This window comes from Bradyrhizobium sp. NBAIM08 (assembly GCF_020193935.1).
GTDB classification, from domain to species: Bacteria; Pseudomonadota; Alphaproteobacteria; order Rhizobiales; family Xanthobacteraceae; genus Bradyrhizobium; species Bradyrhizobium yuanmingense.
On record NZ_JADYVR010000008.1, the window covers coordinates 151077 to 172236 of the forward strand.

The 21160-nt window shown below is 66.1% G+C and carries 21 protein-coding genes; 10 read left to right on the forward strand and 11 right to left on the reverse strand.

Annotation, left to right across the window (positions count from 1 at the left end):
* Positions 1 to 96 precede the first annotated feature (96 nt).
* The 8 genes from I6F37_RS26140 to dnaK form a co-directional block, all read right to left on the reverse strand.
* Positions 97 to 720 carry a 2,3-bisphosphoglycerate-dependent phosphoglycerate mutase gene (locus I6F37_RS26140; protein WP_036003261.1) on the reverse strand — a complete coding sequence of 208 codons (624 nt, stop codon included), beginning with the start codon at positions 718 to 720 and terminating at the stop codon, positions 97 to 99.
* A 26-nt stretch (positions 721 to 746) separates the two neighbouring features.
* Positions 747 to 1562 carry a 4-hydroxy-tetrahydrodipicolinate reductase gene (gene dapB / locus I6F37_RS26145; RefSeq protein WP_225114660.1) on the reverse strand — a complete coding sequence of 272 codons (816 nt, stop codon included), beginning with the start codon at positions 1560 to 1562 and terminating at the stop codon, positions 747 to 749.
* 285 nt (positions 1563 to 1847) lie between these two features.
* Positions 1848 to 2159, reverse strand: a complete 312-nt coding sequence (locus I6F37_RS26150; RefSeq protein WP_036003256.1) for a DUF1330 domain-containing protein — start codon at positions 2157 to 2159, stop codon at positions 1848 to 1850.
* Positions 2160 to 2185: 26 nt separating this feature from the next.
* The gene (gene pyrF, locus I6F37_RS26155) at positions 2186 to 2896 is read right to left on the reverse strand and encodes an orotidine-5'-phosphate decarboxylase (RefSeq protein ID WP_036024347.1); all 711 of its coding nucleotides are present in this window, start codon (positions 2894 to 2896) and stop codon (positions 2186 to 2188) included.
* A gap of 6 nt (positions 2897 to 2902) precedes the next feature.
* The gene (locus tag I6F37_RS26160; RefSeq protein WP_036024345.1) at positions 2903 to 3481 is read right to left on the reverse strand and encodes an NADPH-dependent FMN reductase; all 579 of its coding nucleotides are present in this window, start codon (positions 3479 to 3481) and stop codon (positions 2903 to 2905) included.
* A 55-nt stretch (positions 3482 to 3536) separates the two neighbouring features.
* Entirely contained in the window at positions 3537 to 4136 is a 600-nt protein-coding gene (locus tag I6F37_RS26165) for a class I SAM-dependent methyltransferase (RefSeq protein ID WP_036003251.1), read from the reverse strand.
* Between the two features lie 88 nt (positions 4137 to 4224).
* Positions 4225 to 5361, reverse strand: coding sequence for a molecular chaperone DnaJ (gene dnaJ / locus I6F37_RS26170; protein WP_225113133.1), 1137 nt, complete (start codon positions 5359 to 5361; stop codon positions 4225 to 4227).
* Positions 5362 to 5633: 272 nt separating this feature from the next.
* Positions 5634 to 7535 (reverse strand): molecular chaperone DnaK, encoded by a 1902-nt coding sequence (gene dnaK / locus I6F37_RS26175; RefSeq protein ID WP_225113134.1) that lies wholly within the window; start codon positions 7533 to 7535, stop codon positions 5634 to 5636.
* 394 nt (positions 7536 to 7929) lie between these two features.
* Here dnaK and I6F37_RS26180 point away from each other — a divergent pair, with 394 nt between their 5' ends.
* Both I6F37_RS26180 and pncA read left to right on the forward strand, forming a co-directional pair.
* On the forward strand, positions 7930 to 8871 hold the full coding sequence (locus tag I6F37_RS26180; protein ID WP_225153108.1) for a hypothetical protein: 942 nt from the start codon (positions 7930 to 7932) through the stop codon (positions 8869 to 8871).
* Positions 8872 to 9101: 230 nt separating this feature from the next.
* A complete protein-coding gene (gene pncA, locus I6F37_RS26185) occupies positions 9102 to 9824 on the forward strand; it encodes a bifunctional nicotinamidase/pyrazinamidase (protein ID WP_036003240.1) in 723 nt (240 codons plus the stop codon).
* Between the two features lie 151 nt (positions 9825 to 9975).
* Here pncA and grpE read toward each other — a convergent pair whose 3' ends face one another.
* Together grpE and hrcA are read right to left on the reverse strand one after the other, a co-directional pair.
* On the reverse strand, positions 9976 to 10593 hold the full coding sequence (gene grpE / locus I6F37_RS26190; protein ID WP_036003237.1) for a nucleotide exchange factor GrpE: 618 nt from the start codon (positions 10591 to 10593) through the stop codon (positions 9976 to 9978).
* 94 nt (positions 10594 to 10687) lie between these two features.
* On the reverse strand, positions 10688 to 11776 hold the full coding sequence (gene hrcA / locus I6F37_RS26195) for a heat-inducible transcriptional repressor HrcA (protein WP_036003234.1): 1089 nt from the start codon (positions 11774 to 11776) through the stop codon (positions 10688 to 10690).
* 168 nt (positions 11777 to 11944) lie between these two features.
* Between hrcA and rph the strand changes: the two genes are divergently transcribed.
* Genes rph through hemW form a run of 3 tightly spaced genes read left to right on the forward strand, consistent with a single transcriptional unit; the run spans position 11945 to position 14449 of the window.
* Complete coding sequence (gene rph, locus I6F37_RS26200) at positions 11945 to 12658, forward strand: ribonuclease PH (RefSeq protein WP_036003231.1); 714 nt, start codon at positions 11945 to 11947, stop codon at positions 12656 to 12658.
* 11 nt (positions 12659 to 12669) lie between these two features.
* The gene (rdgB, locus tag I6F37_RS26205) at positions 12670 to 13305 is read left to right on the forward strand and encodes an RdgB/HAM1 family non-canonical purine NTP pyrophosphatase (RefSeq protein WP_036003228.1); all 636 of its coding nucleotides are present in this window, start codon (positions 12670 to 12672) and stop codon (positions 13303 to 13305) included.
* Positions 13292 to 14449, forward strand: coding sequence for a radical SAM family heme chaperone HemW (gene hemW / locus I6F37_RS26210; protein ID WP_036003226.1), 1158 nt, complete (start codon positions 13292 to 13294; stop codon positions 14447 to 14449). The genes rdgB and hemW overlap by 14 nt, the downstream gene beginning before the upstream one ends.
* A gap of 100 nt (positions 14450 to 14549) precedes the next feature.
* Here hemW and I6F37_RS26215 read toward each other — a convergent pair whose 3' ends face one another.
* Positions 14550 to 15782 carry a penicillin-binding protein activator gene (locus I6F37_RS26215; protein ID WP_225153110.1) on the reverse strand — a complete coding sequence of 411 codons (1233 nt, stop codon included), beginning with the start codon at positions 15780 to 15782 and terminating at the stop codon, positions 14550 to 14552.
* A gap of 354 nt (positions 15783 to 16136) precedes the next feature.
* Between I6F37_RS26215 and rsmI the strand changes: the two genes are divergently transcribed.
* The 5 genes from rsmI to I6F37_RS26240 all read left to right on the forward strand — a co-directional run bounded on the left by rsmI (position 16137) and on the right by I6F37_RS26240 (position 21138).
* Positions 16137 to 17087: a 16S rRNA (cytidine(1402)-2'-O)-methyltransferase gene (gene rsmI, locus I6F37_RS26220; protein WP_225153112.1), complete on the forward strand. Its 951-nt coding sequence runs from the start codon at positions 16137 to 16139 to the stop codon at positions 17085 to 17087.
* Complete coding sequence (locus I6F37_RS26225; RefSeq protein WP_036003220.1) at positions 17074 to 17475, forward strand: YraN family protein; 402 nt, start codon at positions 17074 to 17076, stop codon at positions 17473 to 17475. The genes rsmI and I6F37_RS26225 overlap by 14 nt, the downstream gene beginning before the upstream one ends.
* Positions 17476 to 17485: 10 nt before the next feature.
* Positions 17486 to 18430: a glutathione synthase gene (gshB, locus tag I6F37_RS26230; RefSeq protein ID WP_036045008.1), complete on the forward strand. Its 945-nt coding sequence runs from the start codon at positions 17486 to 17488 to the stop codon at positions 18428 to 18430.
* Positions 18431 to 18788: 358 nt separating this feature from the next.
* Entirely contained in the window at positions 18789 to 19610 is an 822-nt protein-coding gene (gene cpaB / locus I6F37_RS26235; protein ID WP_036024324.1) for a Flp pilus assembly protein CpaB, read from the forward strand.
* Between the two features lie 10 nt (positions 19611 to 19620).
* A complete protein-coding gene (locus I6F37_RS26240; protein WP_057030542.1) occupies positions 19621 to 21138 on the forward strand; it encodes a type II and III secretion system protein family protein in 1518 nt (505 codons plus the stop codon).
* The last annotated feature ends 22 nt before the right edge of the window (positions 21139 to 21160 follow it).

The following is a 21160-nucleotide window of genomic DNA, read 5'->3' on the forward strand; positions in this document are numbered from 1 at the left end:
GGTTTCCGCAGAACAGAAGTGGTGGGTTACGCCAGCGACTGCGCTTTGCGCAGTCGCCGTCTAACCCACCCTACGGCACCGCGCTTGCGGCAAAGTCTACCCCGCCAGATCCAGCTTCGAGGCCACGGTCGAATCCGCGTTGAGGCGGTAGATGATCGGCACGCCGGTGGCGAGCTCGCGCTTCAAAATGCCTTCGGGCGAGAGCTTCTCCAGCACCATGATCAGCGCGCGCAGCGAGTTGCCGTGGGCGGCAACCAGCGTGCGCTTGCCGTTGAGCACACCGGGCAGGATCTCCTGCACGTAGTACGGCAACGCGCGCGCGAGCGTGTCCTTCAGGCTTTCGCCGCCGGGCGGCGGCACGTCGTAGGAGCGGCGCCAGATCAGCACCTGCTCCTCGCCCCATTTCTTGCGGGCGTCGTCCTTGTTGAGACCGGAGAGATCACCGTAGTCGCGCTCGTTGAGCGCGAGGTCCTTCGAAGTCGGCAGACCCTCTTGGCCGAGCTCAGCGAGGATGAGATCGAGCGTGTGCTGCGCGCGCGTCAGCACCGAGGTGTAGGCGACGTCGAACACCAGGCCCTGTGCCTTCAGCTTGCGGCCGGCTTCTTTGGCTTCCTTCACGCCGAGCTCGGTGAGGTCAGGGTCCTTCCAGCCCGTGAACAGGTTCTTCAGATTCCATTCGCTCTGGCCGTGGCGCACGAGCACGAGAAGGCGTTCGCTCATTGACTGCTTTCCGTTGCTTGATTGGATCAGATATCGTCGAGGCCGAGCACGTCGGCCATGGTGTAGTGCCCCGGCTTCTTGCCGTGCGCCCACAGCGCCGCCTTGAGCGCACCATGGGCGAACAGCATGCGGTCCTCGGCCTGATGCGACAGCGTCAGGCGCTCGAACGGGCCGAGGAAGGTCACGCTGTGATCGCCGGCCACGGTGCCGCCGCGCAAGGAGGCGAAGCCGATATTGCCCGGCCGACGGGCGCCGGTGATGCCGTCCCGGCCGCGTTCGGAATGGTCATCGAGAGTAACCCCGCGGCCGCTCGCTGCGGCCTGCCCCAGCATCAGCGCGGTGCCCGAGGGTGCATCGACCTTCATGCGGTGATGGGTCTCGACGATCTCGATATCAAAACTCTGGTCGAGCGCCTTGGCAACGCGCCTGACCACGGCGGCGAGCAGATTGACGCCGAGACTCATATTGCCCGACTGCACCACCACGGCGCGATTGGTGACGCTCTTGATCACGGCATTGTCCGAGCCGGACAGGCCGGTCGTGCCGATGACGTGCACGAGGCCGCGTTCGGCGGCGATCGCGACATTGGCGATGGTCGCCGCAGGCACTGTGAAATCGAGGATGCCGTCGGCCTCCTTGCACATCGCCCAGAGATCGGCGGAGAGCTTGATGCCGTTGGCGGGCAGGCCGGCGAGCACGCCGGCATCCTTGCCGAGCAGCTCGGAGCCCGGCGCCTCCAGCGCGCCCGCCAGCACGGCGCCCTCGCTTTCAGCAATCGCCCGCACCAGCGCCCGGCCCATCCGGCCGCCGGCTCCCGCAACAATCAAGCGCATGTCGGACATGGTGCGATCCTCTTCGAGGCCGTTGTAGCGGGGGGAGGCAGTTCCGGCAACCGAGGGGAATCGGGGGGGCGCAGGCGCTCTTACCCTCCCCTGGAGGGGTTCGGGACGAGCGTAGCTCGCCCGTGGGTCGGCACGCGATCGAGCAAAGCGAGATTGCGTGGTGGGGTGACGGTCTCTCCGCGACGAACAGTGCCCGGTGGAGAGATCACCCCGCCCCGCTCGCGCTGCGCGCGATCGACCCTTCCCCTCCAGGCCCCTCCAGGGAGGGTAAGACGGGATCGAGCCTCAGCCGTCCTGCGGCTGCGGGCCGTCGTAGCCTTCGATGACGATGAGGTCGGCGATCGAGTGCGGCTGGCGCACCTTGATGTTGGCCTGGTATTCCGGCGAGTTGTAGCAGGCGAGCGCGGTCTCGTAGTCAGGGAATTCGATCACGACGTTGCGGTTGCGGCTGGCGCCTTCGACGGCGGTGAACTTGCCGGCGCGGACGACGAAGCGGCCGCCCCATTTCTTGAAGATCGGGCCGTTGGCGATGGCGTAGGGCTTATAGCCCTCGTCATTGCTGACGTCGACACGCCCGATCCAGTAGCCTTTTGCCATTGTTCTTCTCCCTGTTGTTTAGTGGGTTAGCCGAGCGCTTGCGCGATCTCGGCGTGGATGGTGTCCGCGACCGCCTTGGGATCGGCGGCTTCCACAACCGGGCGCCCGACGACCAGATAATCCGCGCCGGCGGCGATCGCACGGCTAGGCGTCATGATGCGCTTCTGGTCGCCGCTGGCGGCGCCCGCCGGACGAATGCCGGGGGTGACGAGGCTCATCTGGTGGCCGACGATCTTGCGCAGGCTACCCACCTCCTCCGGCGAGGACACGAGGCCATCGACACCGAGCACCTGCGCCTGCTGCGCACGCGCCTCGACCAGCTCCGACACGCTGAGCCGATAACCGGCCGCATGCAAATCGTCGTCGTCGTAGGACGTCAGCACCGTCACGGCGAGGATCTTCAGGCTGGCGCTGCCGCGGCCTTCGACGGCGCCCTTCATGGTCTGAGGATAGGCGTGCACGGTGACGAAGGTCGCGCCCAGCTTGGCGACGCTCTCCACGCCGCGCGTCACGGTGTTGCCGATGTCGTGCATCTTGAGATCGGCGAACACCTTCTTGCCCGCATCAGCGAGCTTGCCGATCAGCGGCAGGCCGCCGGCATAAGCGAGTTGATAGCCGATCTTGTAGAACGTGACGCTGTCGCCGAGCTTCGCGATCATCGCCTCCGCGGCATCAACGCTCGGCAGATCGAGCGCAACGATCAGGCGGTCCTTCGGGGCGATCTCGGCTGGCGTCATGTCACCTCACATCATGCGTTGGGAAACGTCGATCAACTGCGTCACCAGCTCCTTCAGCGCGGCGATATCGCCCTCGTTCTTCAGCCTGTCCCTATCGTCATAGGCCTGGTCGGCAAAGGCGAGCGTGAGCTGGCTGGCAATCACGTTGGCGTGGCAGGCGGAGAGGATCAGCCGCAGCGCCTGCAGCGCGCGGGCGGCACCTAACCGGCTCTGGGACGCGCCGGCAAGCGCGAAGACCCGGTTGCGGAACACCTCTCCGCGCGCCTCGTGCAGCTCGTGCACGCGGCTGACCCAGTCGATCGCGTTCTTCAGGAGCGGCGGCACCGAGGCGTTGTATTCGGGCGAGACGATGAGGACACCGTGATGCGCGCCGATCATGCGCTTCAGATTGATCGCGTGCTTGGGCACGCCCGATTTGGCCTGGAGATCGCCGTCATAGATCGGCAGCGGAAAATCGGCGAGCGAGATGCGGGTGACGTCGACGCCGGCCTGGACGAATTCGTAAGCAGCGACAGCCGCCAGCTTCGCATTGTGCGAGCCGGTGCGCAGCGAGCCGGGAATGATCAGGATCTTGGGGGCTGGCATCCAATCTCATGCATTCGGCGAAACGAGCCCGCCGCGCAAAGAGGAGCCGGCGGATTTAATGCTTGCGATACACCCAGACGCGGGCCGGCGGAAGGTTCATCCAGATCCGTTCCGAGGCCTCTGTGGACACGCCGGATAGCGATTTCGGGATCGGCGGCACCACCGCATAGGTGAACTGGATGAAGGGCGCACCGGGCGCGAGCGCGGTGAAGGCATCGCGAATGAGCCGCAGCCGCGTCAGCATCGGTTTGGTGACGAGCGGCAGGCCGGACACGACCGCGCTGGCCGGCGCGCTCAAGACATTCCAGAGCGTGTCGCGCAGGCGGTAGGCATCGCCCTGCACCACCTTGGCTTGCGGGTAGCGGTCGCGCAGCAGCGCGCAGAAGCCGGGATTGTATTCGACGAGAACGAGACGTTTCTGGTCGACCCCGCGCTCGATCAGCGCGGACGTGATGGCGCCGGTGCCGGGTCCGAGCTCGACCACCGGTGCGTCGGAATCGGGATCGACATAATGAGCCATGGTCCGCGCCAGCAGCTTGCCGGACGGCATCACCGCGCCCATGTGCAAGGGCTTTTCGATCCACGACCTGAGAAAGCGCACCTCGTCATCGAGACGAGGCTTCTTCAACGCACGCGCGGACGATGGCAATGGCATGTCGGGACCGGACGGAACCGCAGGACCGCGGCGTGTCAGAAAATGGTCATAAAGACGTATAGGCCGGAGGCGATACGGTCAAGACGCGTCAGTTCGCCCGATTGCCGAAGAAATCCTTGACCTTGGCGAAGAAACCCTCGGCTTCCGGCTGGGTATTGCCGGAGGAGAGCTTCTCGAACTCGGCCAGCAATTCCTGCTGCTTCCTGGTGAGGTTCTGCGGGGTCTCGACCATGACCTGAACGTACATGTCGCCCATCTGGCGCGACCGCAGCACCGGCATGCCCTTTGATGCAATGCGGAATCGGCGACCCGACTGGGTGCCGGCGGGCACCTTCACCTTGGTCTTGCCCTTCTCGATGGTCGGCACCTCGAATTCGCCGCCGAGCGCGGCGGTCACCATCGAGATCGGCACGCGACAATGCAGATCCGCGCCGTCACGCTGGAAGAACTGGTGCTGGGCCAGCGACAGGAAGATGTAGAGATCGCCGGGCGGCCCGCCGCGGACGCCAGCCTCGCCCTCGCCGGCGAGCCTGATCCGTGTGCCGTCCTCGACACCTTGGGGAATGTTGACCGAGAGCGTCCGCTCCCGGGTCACCCGCCCTTGTCCCGAGCAGGATGGGCAGGCGTCTTCGATCATCTGGCCGCGGCCCTGACAGCCCGGGCAGGTCCGCTCCAGCGTGAAGAAGCCCTGCGACTGCCGCACGCGGCCGGCGCCGCCGCAGGTCGAACAGGTCTTCGGCTTGGTGCCGGCCTTGGCACCGATGCCCGAGCAGGCCTCGCAGGTGACCGAGACAGGAATCTCGATCTGCGCGGTCTTGCCGCCAAAGGCTTCCTCGAGGGTGATTTCCATGTTGTAGCGCAGATCGGCGCCGCGCTCGCGGCCGCCGCGGCCGCGCTGCCCGGCCATGCCGAACAGGTCCTCGAAGATGTCGGAGAAAGAGGAGGCGAAGCCGGCACCGAAACCGGCGCCACCGCCGAAGCCGCCGCCCTGCTCGAACGCGGCGTGGCCGTAACGGTCATAGGCGGCGCGCTTGTCCTTGTCCTTCAGGACCTCGTAAGCCTCGTTGATTTCCTTGAACTTGACTTCGCTGGTCTCATCCCCGGGGTTGCGGTCGGGATGGAATTTCATCGCCAGCTTGCGGAACGACGATTTCAGCTTGCCTTCGTCGGCGTCGCGTTCGACTTCGAGGGTCTCGTAATAGCAGCGCTTGGTGGACGTGGACATGATGGGCTCGGTCTATCCAATCGCGATTCAAGTTGGCGCGGAACAACGCTGACATGCGGCGGAATGAGCGCCCTTCGACCTTGCAGCAGAGGGCAGCCTGGCAGCGCTGAGAATAACGGCTGGGAATTGATCGATCGTAACGGGGCCGACTTTGAAGGAGCCTTGAAAGGAGTCCTGGCCCGTCCGTCCCGACACGACGGCCTCCCCCGCGAGGGAGGAGGCCGGTAGCGTGTGTGGGGTCCAAGCCGTCCGCATCGTCACCCTCTCGGGGCTTAAGCGGACTTCTTGTTGTTCTTGTCGTCGTCGACCTCGGTGAATTCCGCGTCGACGACGTCGTCCTTGGCCGCATCCTTCTTGGCGTCGGCCTCGGCCTGCTGCTTGTACATGGCCTCGCCGAGCTTCATCGAAGCCTGCGCCAGCGTCTGGGTCTTGGCCTTGATCGCCTCGGCATCGTCGCCCTTCAGCGCTTCCTTGAGGTCGCTGACGGCATCCTCGATGGCGCGGCGCTCGGTCTCGGCAACCTTCGAGCCGTGCTCGGCCAAAGCCTTCTCGGTCGAATGCACCAGGCCATCCGCCTCGTTCTTGGCGGTGACGGCCTCGCGGCGCTTCTTGTCCGCCTCGGCATTGGCCTCGGCGTCCTTGACCATCTTCTCGATGTCGGCTTCCGACAGACCGCCGGAGGCCTGGATGCGGATCTGCTGCTCCTTGCCCGTGGCCTTGTCCTTGGCCGAGACGTTGACGATGCCGTTGGCGTCGATGTCGAAGGTCACCTCGATCTGCGGCATGCCGCGCGGCGCCGGCGGAATGCCCATCAGGTCGAACTGACCAAGCATCTTGTTGTCGGCCGCCATTTCACGCTCGCCCTGGAAGACGCGGATGGTGACGGCGTTCTGGTTGTCCTCAGCCGTCGAAAACACCTGGCTCTTCTTGGTCGGGATCGTGGTGTTGCGGTCGATGATGCGGGTGAACACGCCGCCCAGCGTCTCGATGCCCAGCGACAGCGGGGTGACGTCGAGCAGCAGCACGTCCTTGACGTCGCCCTGGAGCACGCCGGCCTGGATCGCAGCGCCGATCGCCACGACTTCGTCCGGGTTGACACCCTTGTGCGGCTCCTTGCCGAACAGCTGCTTCACGACTTCCTGGACCTTCGGCATGCGCGACATGCCGCCGACCAGCACGACCTCGCCGATCTCACCGGCGGTGACGCCGGCGTCCTTCAGCGCCTTGCGGCAGGGCTCGACGGTCTTCTGGATGAGGTCGTCGACCAGCGCCTCGAACTTGGCGCGGGTGAGCTTCATCGTCAGATGCTTCGGGCCGGTCTGGTCCGCGGTGATGAAGGGCAGGTTGATCTCGGTCTGCGTCGTCGACGACAGCTCGATCTTGGCCTTTTCAGCGGCTTCCTTCAGGCGCTGCAGCGCGAGCTTGTCGTTGCGCAGGTTGATGCCCTGCTCCTTCTGGAACTCGTCGGCGAGATAACCCACGAGGCGCATGTCGAAGTCTTCGCCGCCGAGGAAGGTATCGCCGTTGGTCGACTTCACCTCGAACACGCCGTCGCCGATTTCGAGAATGGAGATATCGAACGTACCGCCGCCGAGGTCATATACCGCGATGGTGCCGGCCTTGGTCTTGTCAAGGCCATAGGCGAGCGCGGCCGCGGTCGGCTCGTTGATGATGCGCAGCACTTCGAGGCCCGCGATCTTGCCGGCGTCCTTGGTCGCCTGGCGCTGAGCGTCGTTGAAGTAGGCAGGAACGGTGATGACGGCCTGCTCGACCTTCTGGCCGAGATGGGCTTCGGCGGTCTCCTTCATCTTCTGCAGGATGAAAGCCGAGACTTGCGAGGGCGAGTAGGTCTGGCCGTCGGCCTCGACCCAGGCGTCGCCGTTGGAAGCCTTCACGATCTTGTAGGGAACGAGCTTCTTGTCCTTCTCGACCATCGGGTCGTCGTAGCGGCGGCCGATGAGGCGCTTCACTGCGAAGAAGGTGCGCTCGGGATTGGTGACGGCCTGGCGCTTGGCGGGCTGACCGACGAGGCGCTCACCGTCATCCGTGACGGCGACGATCGAAGGCGTCGTGCGCATGCCTTCGGAATTCTCGATGACTTTGGCGTTCTTGCCATCCATCACGGCGACGCACGAATTCGTGGTGCCGAGGTCGATCCCAATGACCTTTCCCATGGTCCTGATATCCTTCTTTTTGCGGCAGGTTGGCTGGGCCCAAGAGGCACCCGAACCGAAACCCCCTAAGATCAAACATCCGCGATATTGCGATGATTGAGGCTCATATAGGAGGGGGGGAGGGGCCCGCAAGGACCGAAGCTAGGTTTCTGCCGCTAAAACATCGGGTTTTGGAAGGTGATATCCGGGCTCAACCGCCCTTGCGGGTGAGGAATTATTAACAGGTCCGGGCGTCGGCAAGCCCCCGCACCCGCAAGCCCGCCCGCCCTGTTGCGGCGAGGCCAAACCGGCTAAAAGGCGGACCGACCGCACAGCCGGCGCAGCTGCTTCGCGCGACAAAGCGGCCCCGTGGCCGACCATCGAACGGCCTCAATGTGAACCAATCAGAGTGGCCATGAAGCTGATCCGCCCCCTCGCCGCGCTCGCCCTCCTCACCGTAACAGCGCTTCCGGCCTTCGCCGCCGACGTCGTTTTCCCACCCGGCTTGCGTCTCGGCATGGTGCCGCTGATCGGCCTCAGCACGGCCAAGACCTTTCCGGGCTTCGAGAGCGAGGACGGCAACGTCAAGGTGCTGGTCACCGAGCTGCCGCCGGCCGCCTATGGCGAGGTCGTGAGCGCCTTCAATTCCAATCCCGGGGGGACCGGCGGCGTCAAGCAGGACAAGGTCGAGACCCCCGCAGGCCTTGCCTATTTCACCACCGAAAGCGGCAAGGCCGGCGACACTCCGGTGAAGCGCTATTCGATGATCGTGCCCGGCGCCGGCTTCTCCGGCTATGTCGCGGTGCAGATCCCGGAGAATGCGACCAAGATCTACACCGACGAGGCGGTGCGGCAGATGTTCGCGAGCGCCACGACCCGCAGGCAGGTCTCTGCCGAGGAGCAGATCGCGCTGCTGCCGTTCAAGATCACCGATCTCGCCGACTTCAAGGACATCAAGACCCTGGCACCGGGCTCGAGCATCATCCTGGCCGACGGCGATGAGAGCGTGGGCTACGAGGCGAGGCCGTTCATGATCCTCGGCCTGATCGGCGCCACCCCGCAAGCCGCCGACGACCGCGCCCGCTTCGCCCGGGAGGCGGCGCTCCAGATTCCCGGCGTGCGCGAGTCGCGCATCACTATGTCCGAGCCGATCCGCATCAACGGCCAGCAAGGCTTCGAGACCCGGATCGACGGCGTCAGCGGCAAGGACAAGGTCCCGGTGACGGTGGTGCAGTGGATCCGCTTCTCGAGCGGCGGCGCATCATTGCGCATCATCGCCAGCGCCCCGCGCGACCAATGGCAAGCCGCCTTCACCCGCTTCCGCACCGTACGCGACGGGATTCAGCCGAAGGGGTAGGACGAAGCCGGCGCTAATCGTGGTTGGTCGCAGTTTCACGAAGAACCTTCGCCCAACTTCTCCCTGTGGTTATGGATCCCGGGTTCGCGCTTTGCGCGCCCCGGGATGACGGCGCTATGGGCTTTGTCAGCCCACGCGCTGGACAGAACCGGCCGCATTTTCGGGCTTCTGTTCGTACACGAACGGAACTAGGCTTCCTCCCGTTGGATCATCCTGGAGGGGAGGTAGACATGCTGGTTCGGCGACAGGTCTTGGCAATGCTTGGAACGACGGCGCTGGCGACGCTCGCGCCAAGCGCGCTGTTCGCGGCCGCACCGATCAAGCCGGACGAAGCGTCCGCGCTGCTCGTGATCGACGTGCAGAACTGCTTCCTGCCCGGCGGGAGCCTCGCGGTAAAGGAAGGCGAGCAGGTGGTGCCGGTCATCAACAAGATCTCGAAGGCATTTGCGAATGTGGTGCTGACGCAGGACTGGCACACGCCGGGCCACGTTTCGTTTGCGTCGGTTCATTCCGGCAAGAAGCCGTTCGAAACGGTCGACCTGCCCTACGGCAAGCAGGTGCTGTGGCCGGACCATTGCGTGCAGGGCACCGAGGGCGCGGCGCTGTCGAAGGACCTGTCGATCCCGCACGCCGAGCTCATCATCCGCAAGGGATTTCACAAGAACGTCGACAGCTATTCGGCCTTCCTCGAGGCCGACGGCAAGACCTCGACCGGGCTCGCCGGCTACCTGCGGGGCCGCAAGATCAAGCGCGTCTTCGTCGCTGGTCTTGCGACAGACTTCTGCGTCGCCTGGACCGCGCTCGACGGGCGCAAGGCGGGCTTCGAGGTCTATGTGGTGGAAGACGCCTGCCGCGGCATCGACACGCAGGGCTCGCTCGCCAAGGCCTGGGCCGACATGGCCAAGGCGGGCGTGAAGCGGATTCAGTCTGCGGATATCGCGGTGAGCGCGTAGGCGGCGCGCTATCCTCCGTCATTCCGGGGCGCGCTTCAGCGCGAGCTATGGTGCGCAATTTGCGCACCTGAGAATCCATTGTGCGGTTGTCTCTGCTGTTCAATGGATTCCGGGTTCTCGACTTCGTCGAGCCCCGGAATGACGCCAACACTCAGTTCGCCGCGCTGCTCGATTCGTTGTTGTTCGCCGCGGGCGCAGTCTTCGCGCCGCCCTTGGCGACGCCGACCAGCGCCGGGCGCAGCACGCGGTCACCGATGGTGTAGCCGGCCTGCATGATCTGCACCACGGTGCCCGACGGCACCGACGCGTCAGGCACTTCGTACATTGCCTGGTGGAAGTTCGGGTCGAACTTCTGGCCCTGAGGATCGAGCTTCTTCACGCCGTGTTTTTCCAGCGCGTTGAGCAGCGCGCGCTCCGTGAGCTCGACGCCCTCGATCAACGAGACCAGGCCGGGATCGGCCGCAGCACGCGCCTCCGCCGGAACGGCATCGAGTGCGCGCTGGAGATTGTCGGCGATGTCGAGCACGTCGCGCGCGAAGCCGGTGATGCCGTAGAGGCGGGCGTCGGCGACTTCCTTTGCGGTGCGCTTGCGCAAATTCTCCATCTCGGCCAGCGTCCGCAGCATGCGGTCGCGCGCTTCAGCCGCTTCCTTTTGCAGGGTTTCGACCGAACCCGGCTCGGGATCGTCGGGCATGATGTAGGGTTTCGACACCACGGGCTCGCCGGTCGCTGCAGTCGTGTCTTGGGGTTGCCGGTCTTGCTCGGTCATCGGCTCTGATCTCGAACTCGTTTCAGGGATGTTGGCCCGGATATCGTGCTTAAGCCCGCGAAAATCAAGCGCCCGTGATCGGCAGAAAGGCCGGTCAGCCCCCCAACAGGCGGCTGACGATGCGGGCGGCGTAGTCCACGGTCGGGATCACGCGGGCATAATTCAGCCGCGTCGGGCCGATCACGCCGAGAACGCCGACGATGTGGCCGGCGGCATCCCGATAGGGCGAGATGATGGTGGAGGACCCCGACAGCGAGAACAGCTTGTTCTCACTGCCGATGAAGATGCGCACGCCTTCGGCGGTCTCGGCCCGGCCGAGCAGATCGATCACGCCGCGCTTGGTCTCGAGGTCGTCGAACAACAGGCGAACCCGCTCCAGATCCTCCAGCGCGTGCAGATCTTCGAGCAGATTGGCGTGGCCGCGGACGATGAGCTGACGGTCCTCGCTCTCGCCGCCGGACCAGCTGGCAATGCCGGCCGAGATCACTTTCTGTGTCAGCTGATCGAGCTCGGCACGGGCCTCGCCGAGTGCGGTCTCGAGCTCGAGCCGCGCTTCGGCCAAGGTCCGGCCGCGGATCCGCGCATTGAGGAAATTGCCGGCCTCTGTCAGCGCCGAAGAGGGAACTCCGGGCGGCAGCGTCAACACGCGGTTTTCAACCTGGCCGTCTTCGCCGACCAGGATCACCAGCGCTTTTTCCGGTTCCAGGCGGACGAATTCGATGTGCTTCAGCCGCGCATTGGATTTCGGCGTCAGCACGACGGCGGCGGCCCGGGTCAGGCCGGAGAGCCGCATCAAGGCCTGGTCCAGCGCCGCCTCGACCGATTGCGCCTCGCCGACGGACGAGAGCTGGCTCTGGATCGCCTGCCGCTCGGCCTCGTTGAGGTCGCCGACCTGCATCAGGGCATCGACGAAGAAGCGCAGGCCCAATTCCGTCGGCAGCCGGCCGGCGGAGGTGTGCGGGGCATAGATCAGGCCGAGCTGTTCCAGATCGGCCATGACGTTGCGCACAGATGCCGGCGACAGCGGCATCGCAATCAGGCGGGAAATGTTGCGCGAGCCGACCGGCTCACCGGTCGCGAGATAGCTTTCGACAATTTGACGAAAGATGTCGCGGGAACGCTCGTTGAGCTGGGCAAGGCCTGCGCGCGGCGCGATCAGATGGATCGGATCGTGATGGGCCACAGACGGTAACTCCTCTCAGATCCTTATAATTTGTCCATCCGGGCCGCGTCTGACAAGCGTGGCGTTTGCAGGCCGACGGTCAGGGGGTGAATAAGCCCTTGCCGCCCACCCCCGCCCCACCTACAAGCACCGCGAACAGCCTATTCCCGTGAGTTTTGGAGATTTCCCATGCGGCCAAGCCGCCGTGCGCCCGACGAATTGCGCCCCGTGACGCTGGAGCGCGGCGTGGTCAAATATGCGGAAGGCTCGTGCCTCGTTAAATTCGGCGACACCCATGTGCTGGTCACCGCCACGCTGGAGGACCGCCTGCCGCCGTGGCTGAAGGGGCAGGGCCGCGGCTGGGTCACCGCCGAATACGGCATGCTGCCGCGCGCGACCTCCGAACGCACCCGCCGCGAGGCCTCCGCCGGCAAGCAGAGCGGCCGCACCGTCGAGATCCAACGCCTGATCGGCCGCTCGCTTCGCACCATCGTCGATCTCGAAGCTCTCGGCGAGCGCCAGATCACGGTCGATTGCGACGTGCTCCAGGCCGACGGCGGCACGCGCACGGCCTCGATCACCGGCGCCTGGGTCGCGCTTGCCGATTGCCTCAACTGGATGAAGGCGCGCACCATGGTGAAGGCCAACGTGATGCGCGACAACGTCGCCGCGATCTCCTGCGGCATCTACAACGGCACGCCGGTGCTCGATCTCGACTATGCCGAGGATTCGGAAGCCGAGACCGACGCCAATTTCGTCATGACCGGCGATGGCCGCATCATCGAGGTGCAGGGCACCGCGGAACGCGAGCCGTTCACGCAGGACGAGTTCCTGAAGCTGATCGCCCTGGCGCAGAAGGGCATTGCGCGCCTGGTGGACTTGCAGAAACTGGCCGTGGCGTAGTCAATAAGCCCATGCACCGCCGAATCACCGACAAGCTCGTCATCGCCACCCACAATCCCGGCAAGCTCGCCGAGATGAGGGAGCTGCTCGCGCCGTACGGGATCGAGGCGGTGTCGGCCGGCGAGCTCGGCCTAGACGAGCCCGAGGAAACCGGCAACGATTTCCGCAGCAACGCCGCGATCAAGGCGATCGCCGCGGCGGAGGCGACCAAGCTGCCCTCCTTCGCCGACGATTCCGGCATCGTCGTCGACGCACTCGACGGTGCGCCGGGAATCTACAGCGCGCGCTGGGCCGGCCCGACCAAGGATTTCAACGCGGCGATGGCGCAGATCGAGCGCCTGCTGCAGGAGCGCGGCGCCACCACGCCGGACAAGCGCAAAGCCCACTTCGTCTCGGCGCTTTGTGTGGCCTGGCCCGACGATCATCGCGAGGAGGTCGAGGCGCGCGTCGACGGCACGCTGATCTGGCCACCGCGCGGCACAGCCGGCTTCGGCTACGACCCGATGTTCCTGCCGGACGGGCACAGCCGCACCTTCGGCGAGATGACCAGCATCGAGAAGCACGGCCTGCCGCCGCTTGGGCTCGGCCTGTCGCACCGCGCCCGCGCTTTTCGGAAACTGGCGGAGATCTGCCTTGAGCCGCGCTAACAAGGATGCGTTTGGCGTCTATGTGCACTGGCCGTTCTGCCTGTCGAAGTGCCCCTATTGCGACTTCAACAGCCACGTCCGCCACGCCGCGATCGACGAGACGCGCTTCGCCGCCGCCTTCGCCCGCGAGATCGCAACGACCGCCGAGCGCGCGCCCGGCCGCGAGGTCACCTCGATCTTCCTCGGCGGTGGCACGCCGTCACTGATGCAGCCCGCCACCGTCGGCGCGGTGTTAGACGCGATCGGCAAGCACTGGTCCGTCGCAGGCGACGTCGAGGTGACTCTGGAAGCGAACCCGACCAGCGTCGAAGCCACGCGCTTTGCCGGTTATCGCATCGCCGGCGTCAACCGCGTCTCGCTCGGCGTGCAGGCGCTCGATGACGCCTCGCTCAAAGCGCTCGGCCGCATGCACAGCGCGCGCGAAGCGCTCGATGCCGTCGCCATCGCGCGCCGCGCGTTCGACCGCTATTCGTTCGACCTGATCTACGCCCGCCCCGACCAGACGCCGGCGATGTGGGCGGGCGAGCTGCGGCACGCCATCGATGAAGCGGCCGAGCATCTGTCGCTCTATCAATTGACGATCGAGGAAGGCACGCCCTTCTTCGGCCTGCACCAGGCCGGCAAGCTGAAGACGCCGGACGAAGCGGTCGCCCGCGCGCTCTACGACGTCACGCAGGAGACCTGCGACAAGCTCGGGCTGCCCGCCTACGAGATCTCCAATCACGCGCGGCGCGGTGCCGAATGCCGGCACAATCTGGTGTACTGGCGCGGCGAGGAATATGCCGGCATCGGCCCCGGCGCACATGGCCGTCTCGACATCGACGGCGTGCGCCACGCCACCGCCACCGAGAAGCGTCCCGAGGCCTGGCTGATGCGGGTCGAGACCAACGGCGACGGTGTCGTCAGCGACGAGCTCCTCAACAGCGAGGAGCGCGCCGACGAATTCCTGCTGATGGGATTGCGGCTCGCCGAAGGCATCGATCCCGAACGCTACAAGGCCCTCGCCGGCCGCCCGCTCGACCCCCGCCGCATCGCGCTCTTGCGCGAGGAAGGCGCGATCACCGTGGATGCGACGGGACGGCTGCGCGTGACCAGCAGCGGTTTTCCGGTGCTGGATGCCGTGGTCGCGGATTTGGCGGCTTAGCGGATCTCGTAGCCCGGATGGAGCGTAGCGCAATCCGGGACGGTCTCACCGCGTGGACAGAACCCGGATTACGCTGCGCTCCATCCGGGCTACGAAACCATTACGCCCCAAAGCTCTTCGGCGAGCCCGCCACCGCAACGCCGCCGCCTTGCGTCACCTTCATCACGGCAAGTCCGCGTTCATTCGTGCCATCAGCACGGAAGCGGAACAGGCCGTCGATGCCGGCGAAGCCTGAGGGGTTGGTGAGCACGTCGGAGGAGAAGCGCTGGACGCCTTGCGTGCGCGCCAGCGCGGCAACGAGCGCGACCGCGTCATAGGAAAGGGTCGCGGTGCGGATCGGCTCGGCGCCGTATTTCGTGCGGTAGCGGCCGGAGAAGGCGCGGAAGCCGGCCGGATCGGGCGCGGCGTAAAGGCCGCCCTGCAGCGCGGCGCTGGCATAGACGCGCGGATTGTCCCACAGGCCGGTGCCGAGCAGCTGGATGTTGCGCAGGTTCGCGCCCGCGGCCGTCATCGCATCCGCCACTGACACGACGGCATCGCCGTCATCGGCAATGAATAGCGCGTCCGCACTGCCGAGCTGCTGCGCCACGGTGCGCGCGGGCGTGGCGCGATCGGCACCGTATTTCTCGAACGCAACGATGCGCCCGCCGCGCCGCGGCACCGCCGCCTTCACCGCGGCCTCGACGACATTGCCATAGGCGTTGTCGCGCACCAGCACCGCGACGGAGCGCTTTCCGATGCCGGCGGAATATTCGACGATGCGGTTGACGTCGGACTCCGGCAGGAACGAGAGCAGATAGACGCCGCGTCCGGCGATGCTGGAATCGGTCGAGAAGGCGATGACGGAAATGCCGCGCGTGCGCGCGACCTGCGCCACCGCCGGCACCGATTGCGCGAACAGCGGCCCGAGGATGATCTCGGCGCCCTCGTCGACCGCCTGCTGCGCGCCGGCCTGCGCGCCTTGCGGGCTGCCATTGTCGTCCTTGATCAGGAGCTGGATGTTCGGGTTCTGGAACTCGGCCAGCGCCATCTCGGCGGCGTTGCGCATCGATTGCGCGGCGAGCCCGGCATTGCCGGCTGCGGAGAGCGGCAGGATCAGGCCGACCTTCACGCCGCCGGTGCCGGCGGTCGTCGCCTGCTGCTGCGGTCCTGCCGGCTGGGCCGGCGGCGCGGAGCTCGAGAACGGGTTGGAGAACTGGCTGAGGCTTTGCTGCACGCCGGCGCAGGCCGACAGCACGGGCGCGCCGAGCAACAGGCCGAGCGCAGTCCGCCGGGTCGCCCCTGGCGATGGGGATCCCGGAAGGTGAGACTTTGGATGACGCGGGCCGACCATGGCAGCTTCTCTTCCGACCCGCCGTCGCCGGCTGATCACGACATTGCTTTCCGCGACGGGGGGCCGCGGATTCAGGCAGTGTGTCGGCAAATAGTTAACCAAAACAAAAGGATAACAACCGCTTAACGCGGCCGCAATCCCGTCCCGGCAGCTCTTCGCCGTCACTCATTCACTCATCAAGGCGGCGTTTCCGTCGCGAATATGGCGCGAGGGCCCCTCCTGCCTCCCGGCGCGATCTCGACCGATCACATTCCCGTCCGTTCCTCGCCCCTCACCTGGATACGATCTTTGGGCACGATCTTTTTCGGCGAGCCGGTTCCCAGCCTTAGCGATCGTGCCTAAGTTGGCTCCATTATGCGCGCAAAGCCGGCCCCGATAAATACGCCTGAAGCTCAAGACGCCGCCTCGCGCGGTTTCTCCATCGATGCCCATCGGCTCGCGGCGCCGAAGGCCGCGCCGGGCCTCCATCTGGTCGCGACCCCGATCGGCAATCTCGGCGACATCACCCTGCGGGCGCTGCAGACGCTCGCCGGCGTCGACGTCATCGCCTGTGAGGACACCCGCATCACGCGCCGCCTGACCGAGCGCTATGCGATCACGGCCCAGCTCAAGCCATATCACGAGCACAATGCGGAGGCCGCGCGTCCCAAAATCCTCGAAGCCCTCGGGCAAGGCGGCTCGGTCGCGCTGGTGTCGGACGCCGGCACGCCGCTGATCTCCGATCCCGGCTTCAAGCTGGTGCGCGAGGTCTGCGCCGCCGGCCATGCGGTGTATGCGCTGCCCGGCCCGTCCTCGGTGCTGGCCGCGCTGTCGGTCGCCGCCCTGCCGACCGACCGCTTTTTCTTCGAAGGCTTCTTGCCGGCGAAATCAGCCGCGCGGCGCAGCCGTCTCGCCGAGCTCGCCCGCATCGACGCGACGCTGGTGATGTTCGAGTCAGGCAACCGCGTGCAGGATACGCTGGCCGATCTCGCCGAGATCATGGGACCGCGCGAGGCCGCGATCTGCCGCGAGCTGACCAAGCTGCATGAGGAGATTTCGCGCGCAACGCTGAGCGAGCTGGCGCGCGAGGCTGCAACGCTGGAGACACGCGGCGAATTCGTGCTGGTGATCGCTCCGCCCGCGGCCGACGCCGAGGTTCTGACATCGGACGCGCTCGATAGTCTGTTGCGCGAGCAGCTTGCCGCGCACAGCGTCAAGGATGCCGTGGCGCACGCGGTCGCGTTGTCGGGCCGGCCGCGCCGCGAGGTCTATGCCCGCGCGCTCGAGCTCGCAAAGGATTCGCGGAGCAGCGATGGCGAAGACTGAGATTCCTGCGGAACCGAAGGTCGCGTCGCCCGAGCGCGTCGCAGCGTTCCAGACCGGTATTTCCGCTGAGAGCCGTGCCGCCGCCTACCTCATGGCCAAGGGCTACCGCATTCTCGCCAAACGTTACCGCACGCCGCATGGCGAGATCGATATCGTGGCGCGGCGCCGCAATCTGATCGCCTTCGTCGAGGTTAAGGCCCGCGCCACGCTGGACGAGGCCGCATTCGCCGTGACGCCGCGCCAGCAGCAGCGCATCATCGACGCCGCCCAAGGCTGGCTCGCAGCGCATCCCGAGCATGCCGAATTCGAATTGCGATTCGACGCCATGCTGATTGCGCCGCGCTCGCTTCCGCGCCATGTGTTGGCGGCATTCGACGCCTCGACCTGAAAGGCAGCCCATGAAACTGAACGTCGCCGTCCAGATGGACCCCATCGCCCGCATCAACATCAAGGGCGATTCCACCTTCGCGCTGCTCTTGGAGGCGCAGAAGCGCGGCCATGGCCTGTCTTATTACACGCCCGACAAGCTCTCGATGGTCGGCGAGGAGCTGGTCGCGCCGGTTCAGCTCCTGACCGTGCGCGACGAGCCCGGCGACCATTTCACCCTTGGCGAGCCCAGGCGCGAGGCGCTGAACGCCTTCGACGTGGTGCTGCTGCGCCAGGATCCGCCGTTCGACCTCGCCTACATCACCTCGACGCATTTCCTGGAGCGCATCCATCCGAAGACGCTGGTCGTCAACGATCCCGCCTCGGTGCGCAACGCGCCGGAAAAGCTGTTCGTGATGAATTTTCCGCAACTGATGCCGCCGACGCTGATCTCGCGCGACCTGGATGAGATCAACGCGTTCCGCGACAAGTACGGCGCGGTCGTCATGAAGCCGCTGCACGGCCATGGCGGCGCGGCGGTGTTCCGCGTGATGCCGCAGGACATGAATTTCGGCTCGCTGTTCGACATGTTCTCGGTGACGTTCAGGGAGCCCTGGGTGATCCAGCAATTCATCCCCGAGGTGAAGCACGGCGACAAGCGCATCATCCTGGTCGACGGCGAGTTCGCCGGCGCGGTGAACCGCGTGCCGGCCGCCGACGACCTCCGCTCCAACATGGTGCGCGGCGGCGCGGCGCAGGAGACGGAGCTCACCCCGCGCGAGCGCGAGATCTGCGCCACGGTCGGCCCGGCGCTGCGCGAGCGCGGCCTGCTGTTCGTCGGCATCGACGTCATCAACGGCAATCTCACCGAGATCAACGTGACCTCACCGACCGGCATCCGCGCCATCGCACGGCTCGGCGGCCCGGATGTCGCGGCGAAGATCTGGGACGTGATCGAAGCGAAGCGGAAGAAGTAGAGCTCTGCGCGCAGCCCGGATGGAGCGTTAGAGAATCTGACGCCCCCCACTTGCACCGGCCCCGGATTACGCTTGGTCTCCATCCCGGCTACGGACGACGCTCGCGGCCACCTCGCGCGCTAACGACGTATTCACCATGACGCCGCGCGCGTCATGCGAACGTACGTGCCCGCGTAGGTGAAACTACGGGGCCGTTGGCCGACCCAATAACGCCGCGTTCACCATCTGCCGAAAACCAGCATCGCGGCCGGCGATCACGTTCGGCCTCGCAACACCCCTTATACTTTTGCTGCCTACTCATCGACGCGGGGGAACACGCCAGGTGCGGTTCGAGTGCCCCGCGTAAGAGTAGAAGCGTATGAATACCGCACGCATTGTCGTTCTCGTCATCGCTCTCGGCGCCGGCGGCGTCGCTGCATATCTGGCGAGCGGCTATCAGAATCCGCCCGCGGCCGTCCTGCCCGTCGCCGAGAAGCTGCCGACGGTCGAGGTCCTCATCGCCAAGAACGACATCCAGCTCGGCCAGGCCGTCAAGCCCGAGGACCTGCAATGGCAGGCCTGGCCCGCGGCAACAGCCAGCAGCGCCTTCATCCGCCGCGACAGCAGGCCCGAGGCACCGACCCAGATCGCGGGCTCGATCGCGCGCGTGCCGTTGATGCAGGGCGAGCCGATCCGCGAGCAGAAGCTGGTCAAGGCCGAAGGCTCCGGCTTCATGGCCGCGATCCTGCCGTCCGGGATGCGTGCCGTCTCCACCGAGATTTCAGCCGAAACCGGCGCCGGCGGCTTCATCCTGCCGAATGACCGCGTCGACATCGTCCTGACCCGCCGGCTGAAGAATCCGGACGGCGGCAACACCAACGGCCCGACCGGCGGCAACGACCTCATCCTGTCCGAGGTCATTCTCACCAACATTCGTGTGCTCGCGATCGACCAGGCCCCGAAGGAAAAGGAGGGCCAGAACGCGGTGGTCGGCAAGACCGTCACGCTCGAGCTGCGGCCCGACCAGATCGCTACGCTTTCGGCCGCACGCCAGGGCGGCACTCTGACACTCGCGCTGCGCAGCATCGTCGATGCCAACGCAGTCGACGGCACGCCCGAGGACCAGGCGATCAAGCGCCCGGGCGGCGTGAACGTAATCCGTTACGGCGTCCAGGCACGGCAACTGACGTCACAGAAGTGATGGGGACAGCATGAACTACGGGGGTGATCGGACGGGCTTGCGCATTCGGGGGAAGCGCGTGCGCTCGGTCCTGGCGGGGACGATGTTGGTGCTGGGGCTGCTCGCGGCTTCCGGCGTCCTCAGTGCTGCGGAGGCGCCGGTCGGCGACCAGGCGCCGATGCAGGCGTCGGATCTCGGCTTATCGTCGGTTGGGACTATCGCACCGGCGCGGTCGCGCTTTCTGTCGCTCGGCATCGGCAAGTCCGTCGTCATCGACCTGCCGCGCGAGGTCAAGGACGTGCTGGTGGCCGATCCCAAGATCGCCAATGCGGTGATCCGCTCGGCCCAGCGCGCCTATATCATCGGCGGCCAGGTCGGCCAGACCAACGTCGTGTTCTTCGCCGCCGACGGCCAGCAGGTCGCCTCCTATGACATCGCGGTGAAGCGCGACCTCAACGGCATGCGAGCAGCGCTGCGCCAGTCGCTGCCGGGCGTCCAGATCGAGGGCGTCGGCGACAGCGTGATGCTGACCGGCTCGGTGTCGAGCCCGGTCGAGGCCCAGCAGGCCGGCGACGTTGCCGCAAAGCTGGTCGGCGGCGCGGACAAGGTCGTCAACAACATCGTCGTGCGCGGCCGCGACCAGGTCATGCTCAAGGTCGTGGTCGGCGAAGTCCGCCGCGACATCGTCAAGCAGCTCGGCGTCGATCTCAGCGCCAGCCTGAATGCCGGCACGGCGGTGGTGAATTTCAACAATTCCAACCCATTCTCGGTCTCTGGCGGACCGATCGTCAGCAGTAATGGGCTCGGCGTCACCGGCCTCGCCAAGGGCGTCGCCACCGTCAACGCCACGATGCGGGCAATGGAAAGCGCCGGCGTCATGCGGACCCTGGCCGAACCGAGTCTGACCGCGATCTCGGGCGAATCCGCCACTTTCATCGCCGGCGGCGAATTCCCGATTCCCGGGGGCTACGCCTGCGATCCGGTCACTCACGTCTGTACCACCCAGGTCACCTACAAGAAGTTCGGCATCTCGCTGAACTTCACCCCGGTCGTGCTCAGCGAAGGCCGCATCAGCCTGCGCGTGATGACCGAGGTCTCGGAGCTGTCGAACACCAACTCGATCACGTTGACGCAGGCCGTGACCGGGTCCTCGACCAACTCGATCACCATTCCATCGATCCAGACCCGCCGCGCCGAAACGACCCTGGAGATTCCCTCGGGCGGCTCGATGGCGATGGCCGGCCTGATCCAGCAGCAGACCAAGCAGGCGATCAACGGACTGCCCGGTGTCGACCAGGTGCCGATCATCGGCGCGCTGTTCCGCAGCCAGGACTTCGTCAACAACGAGACCGAGCTGATGGTGATCGTGACGCCTTACGTGGTGCGCGCGGTTGCCCAGAAGGAATTGTCGCGGCCCGACGACGGCTTCGCGCCGGCCTCGGACGCACAGAGGGCGCTGCTCGGCCGGGTCAACCGCCTCTATGGCATCGCGAGCCGTGTCGATCCGGTCGCCGGCACGCCGGGCGATTTCGGCTTCATCATCGACTGAGACGAACGGTTCGGGGACCGGG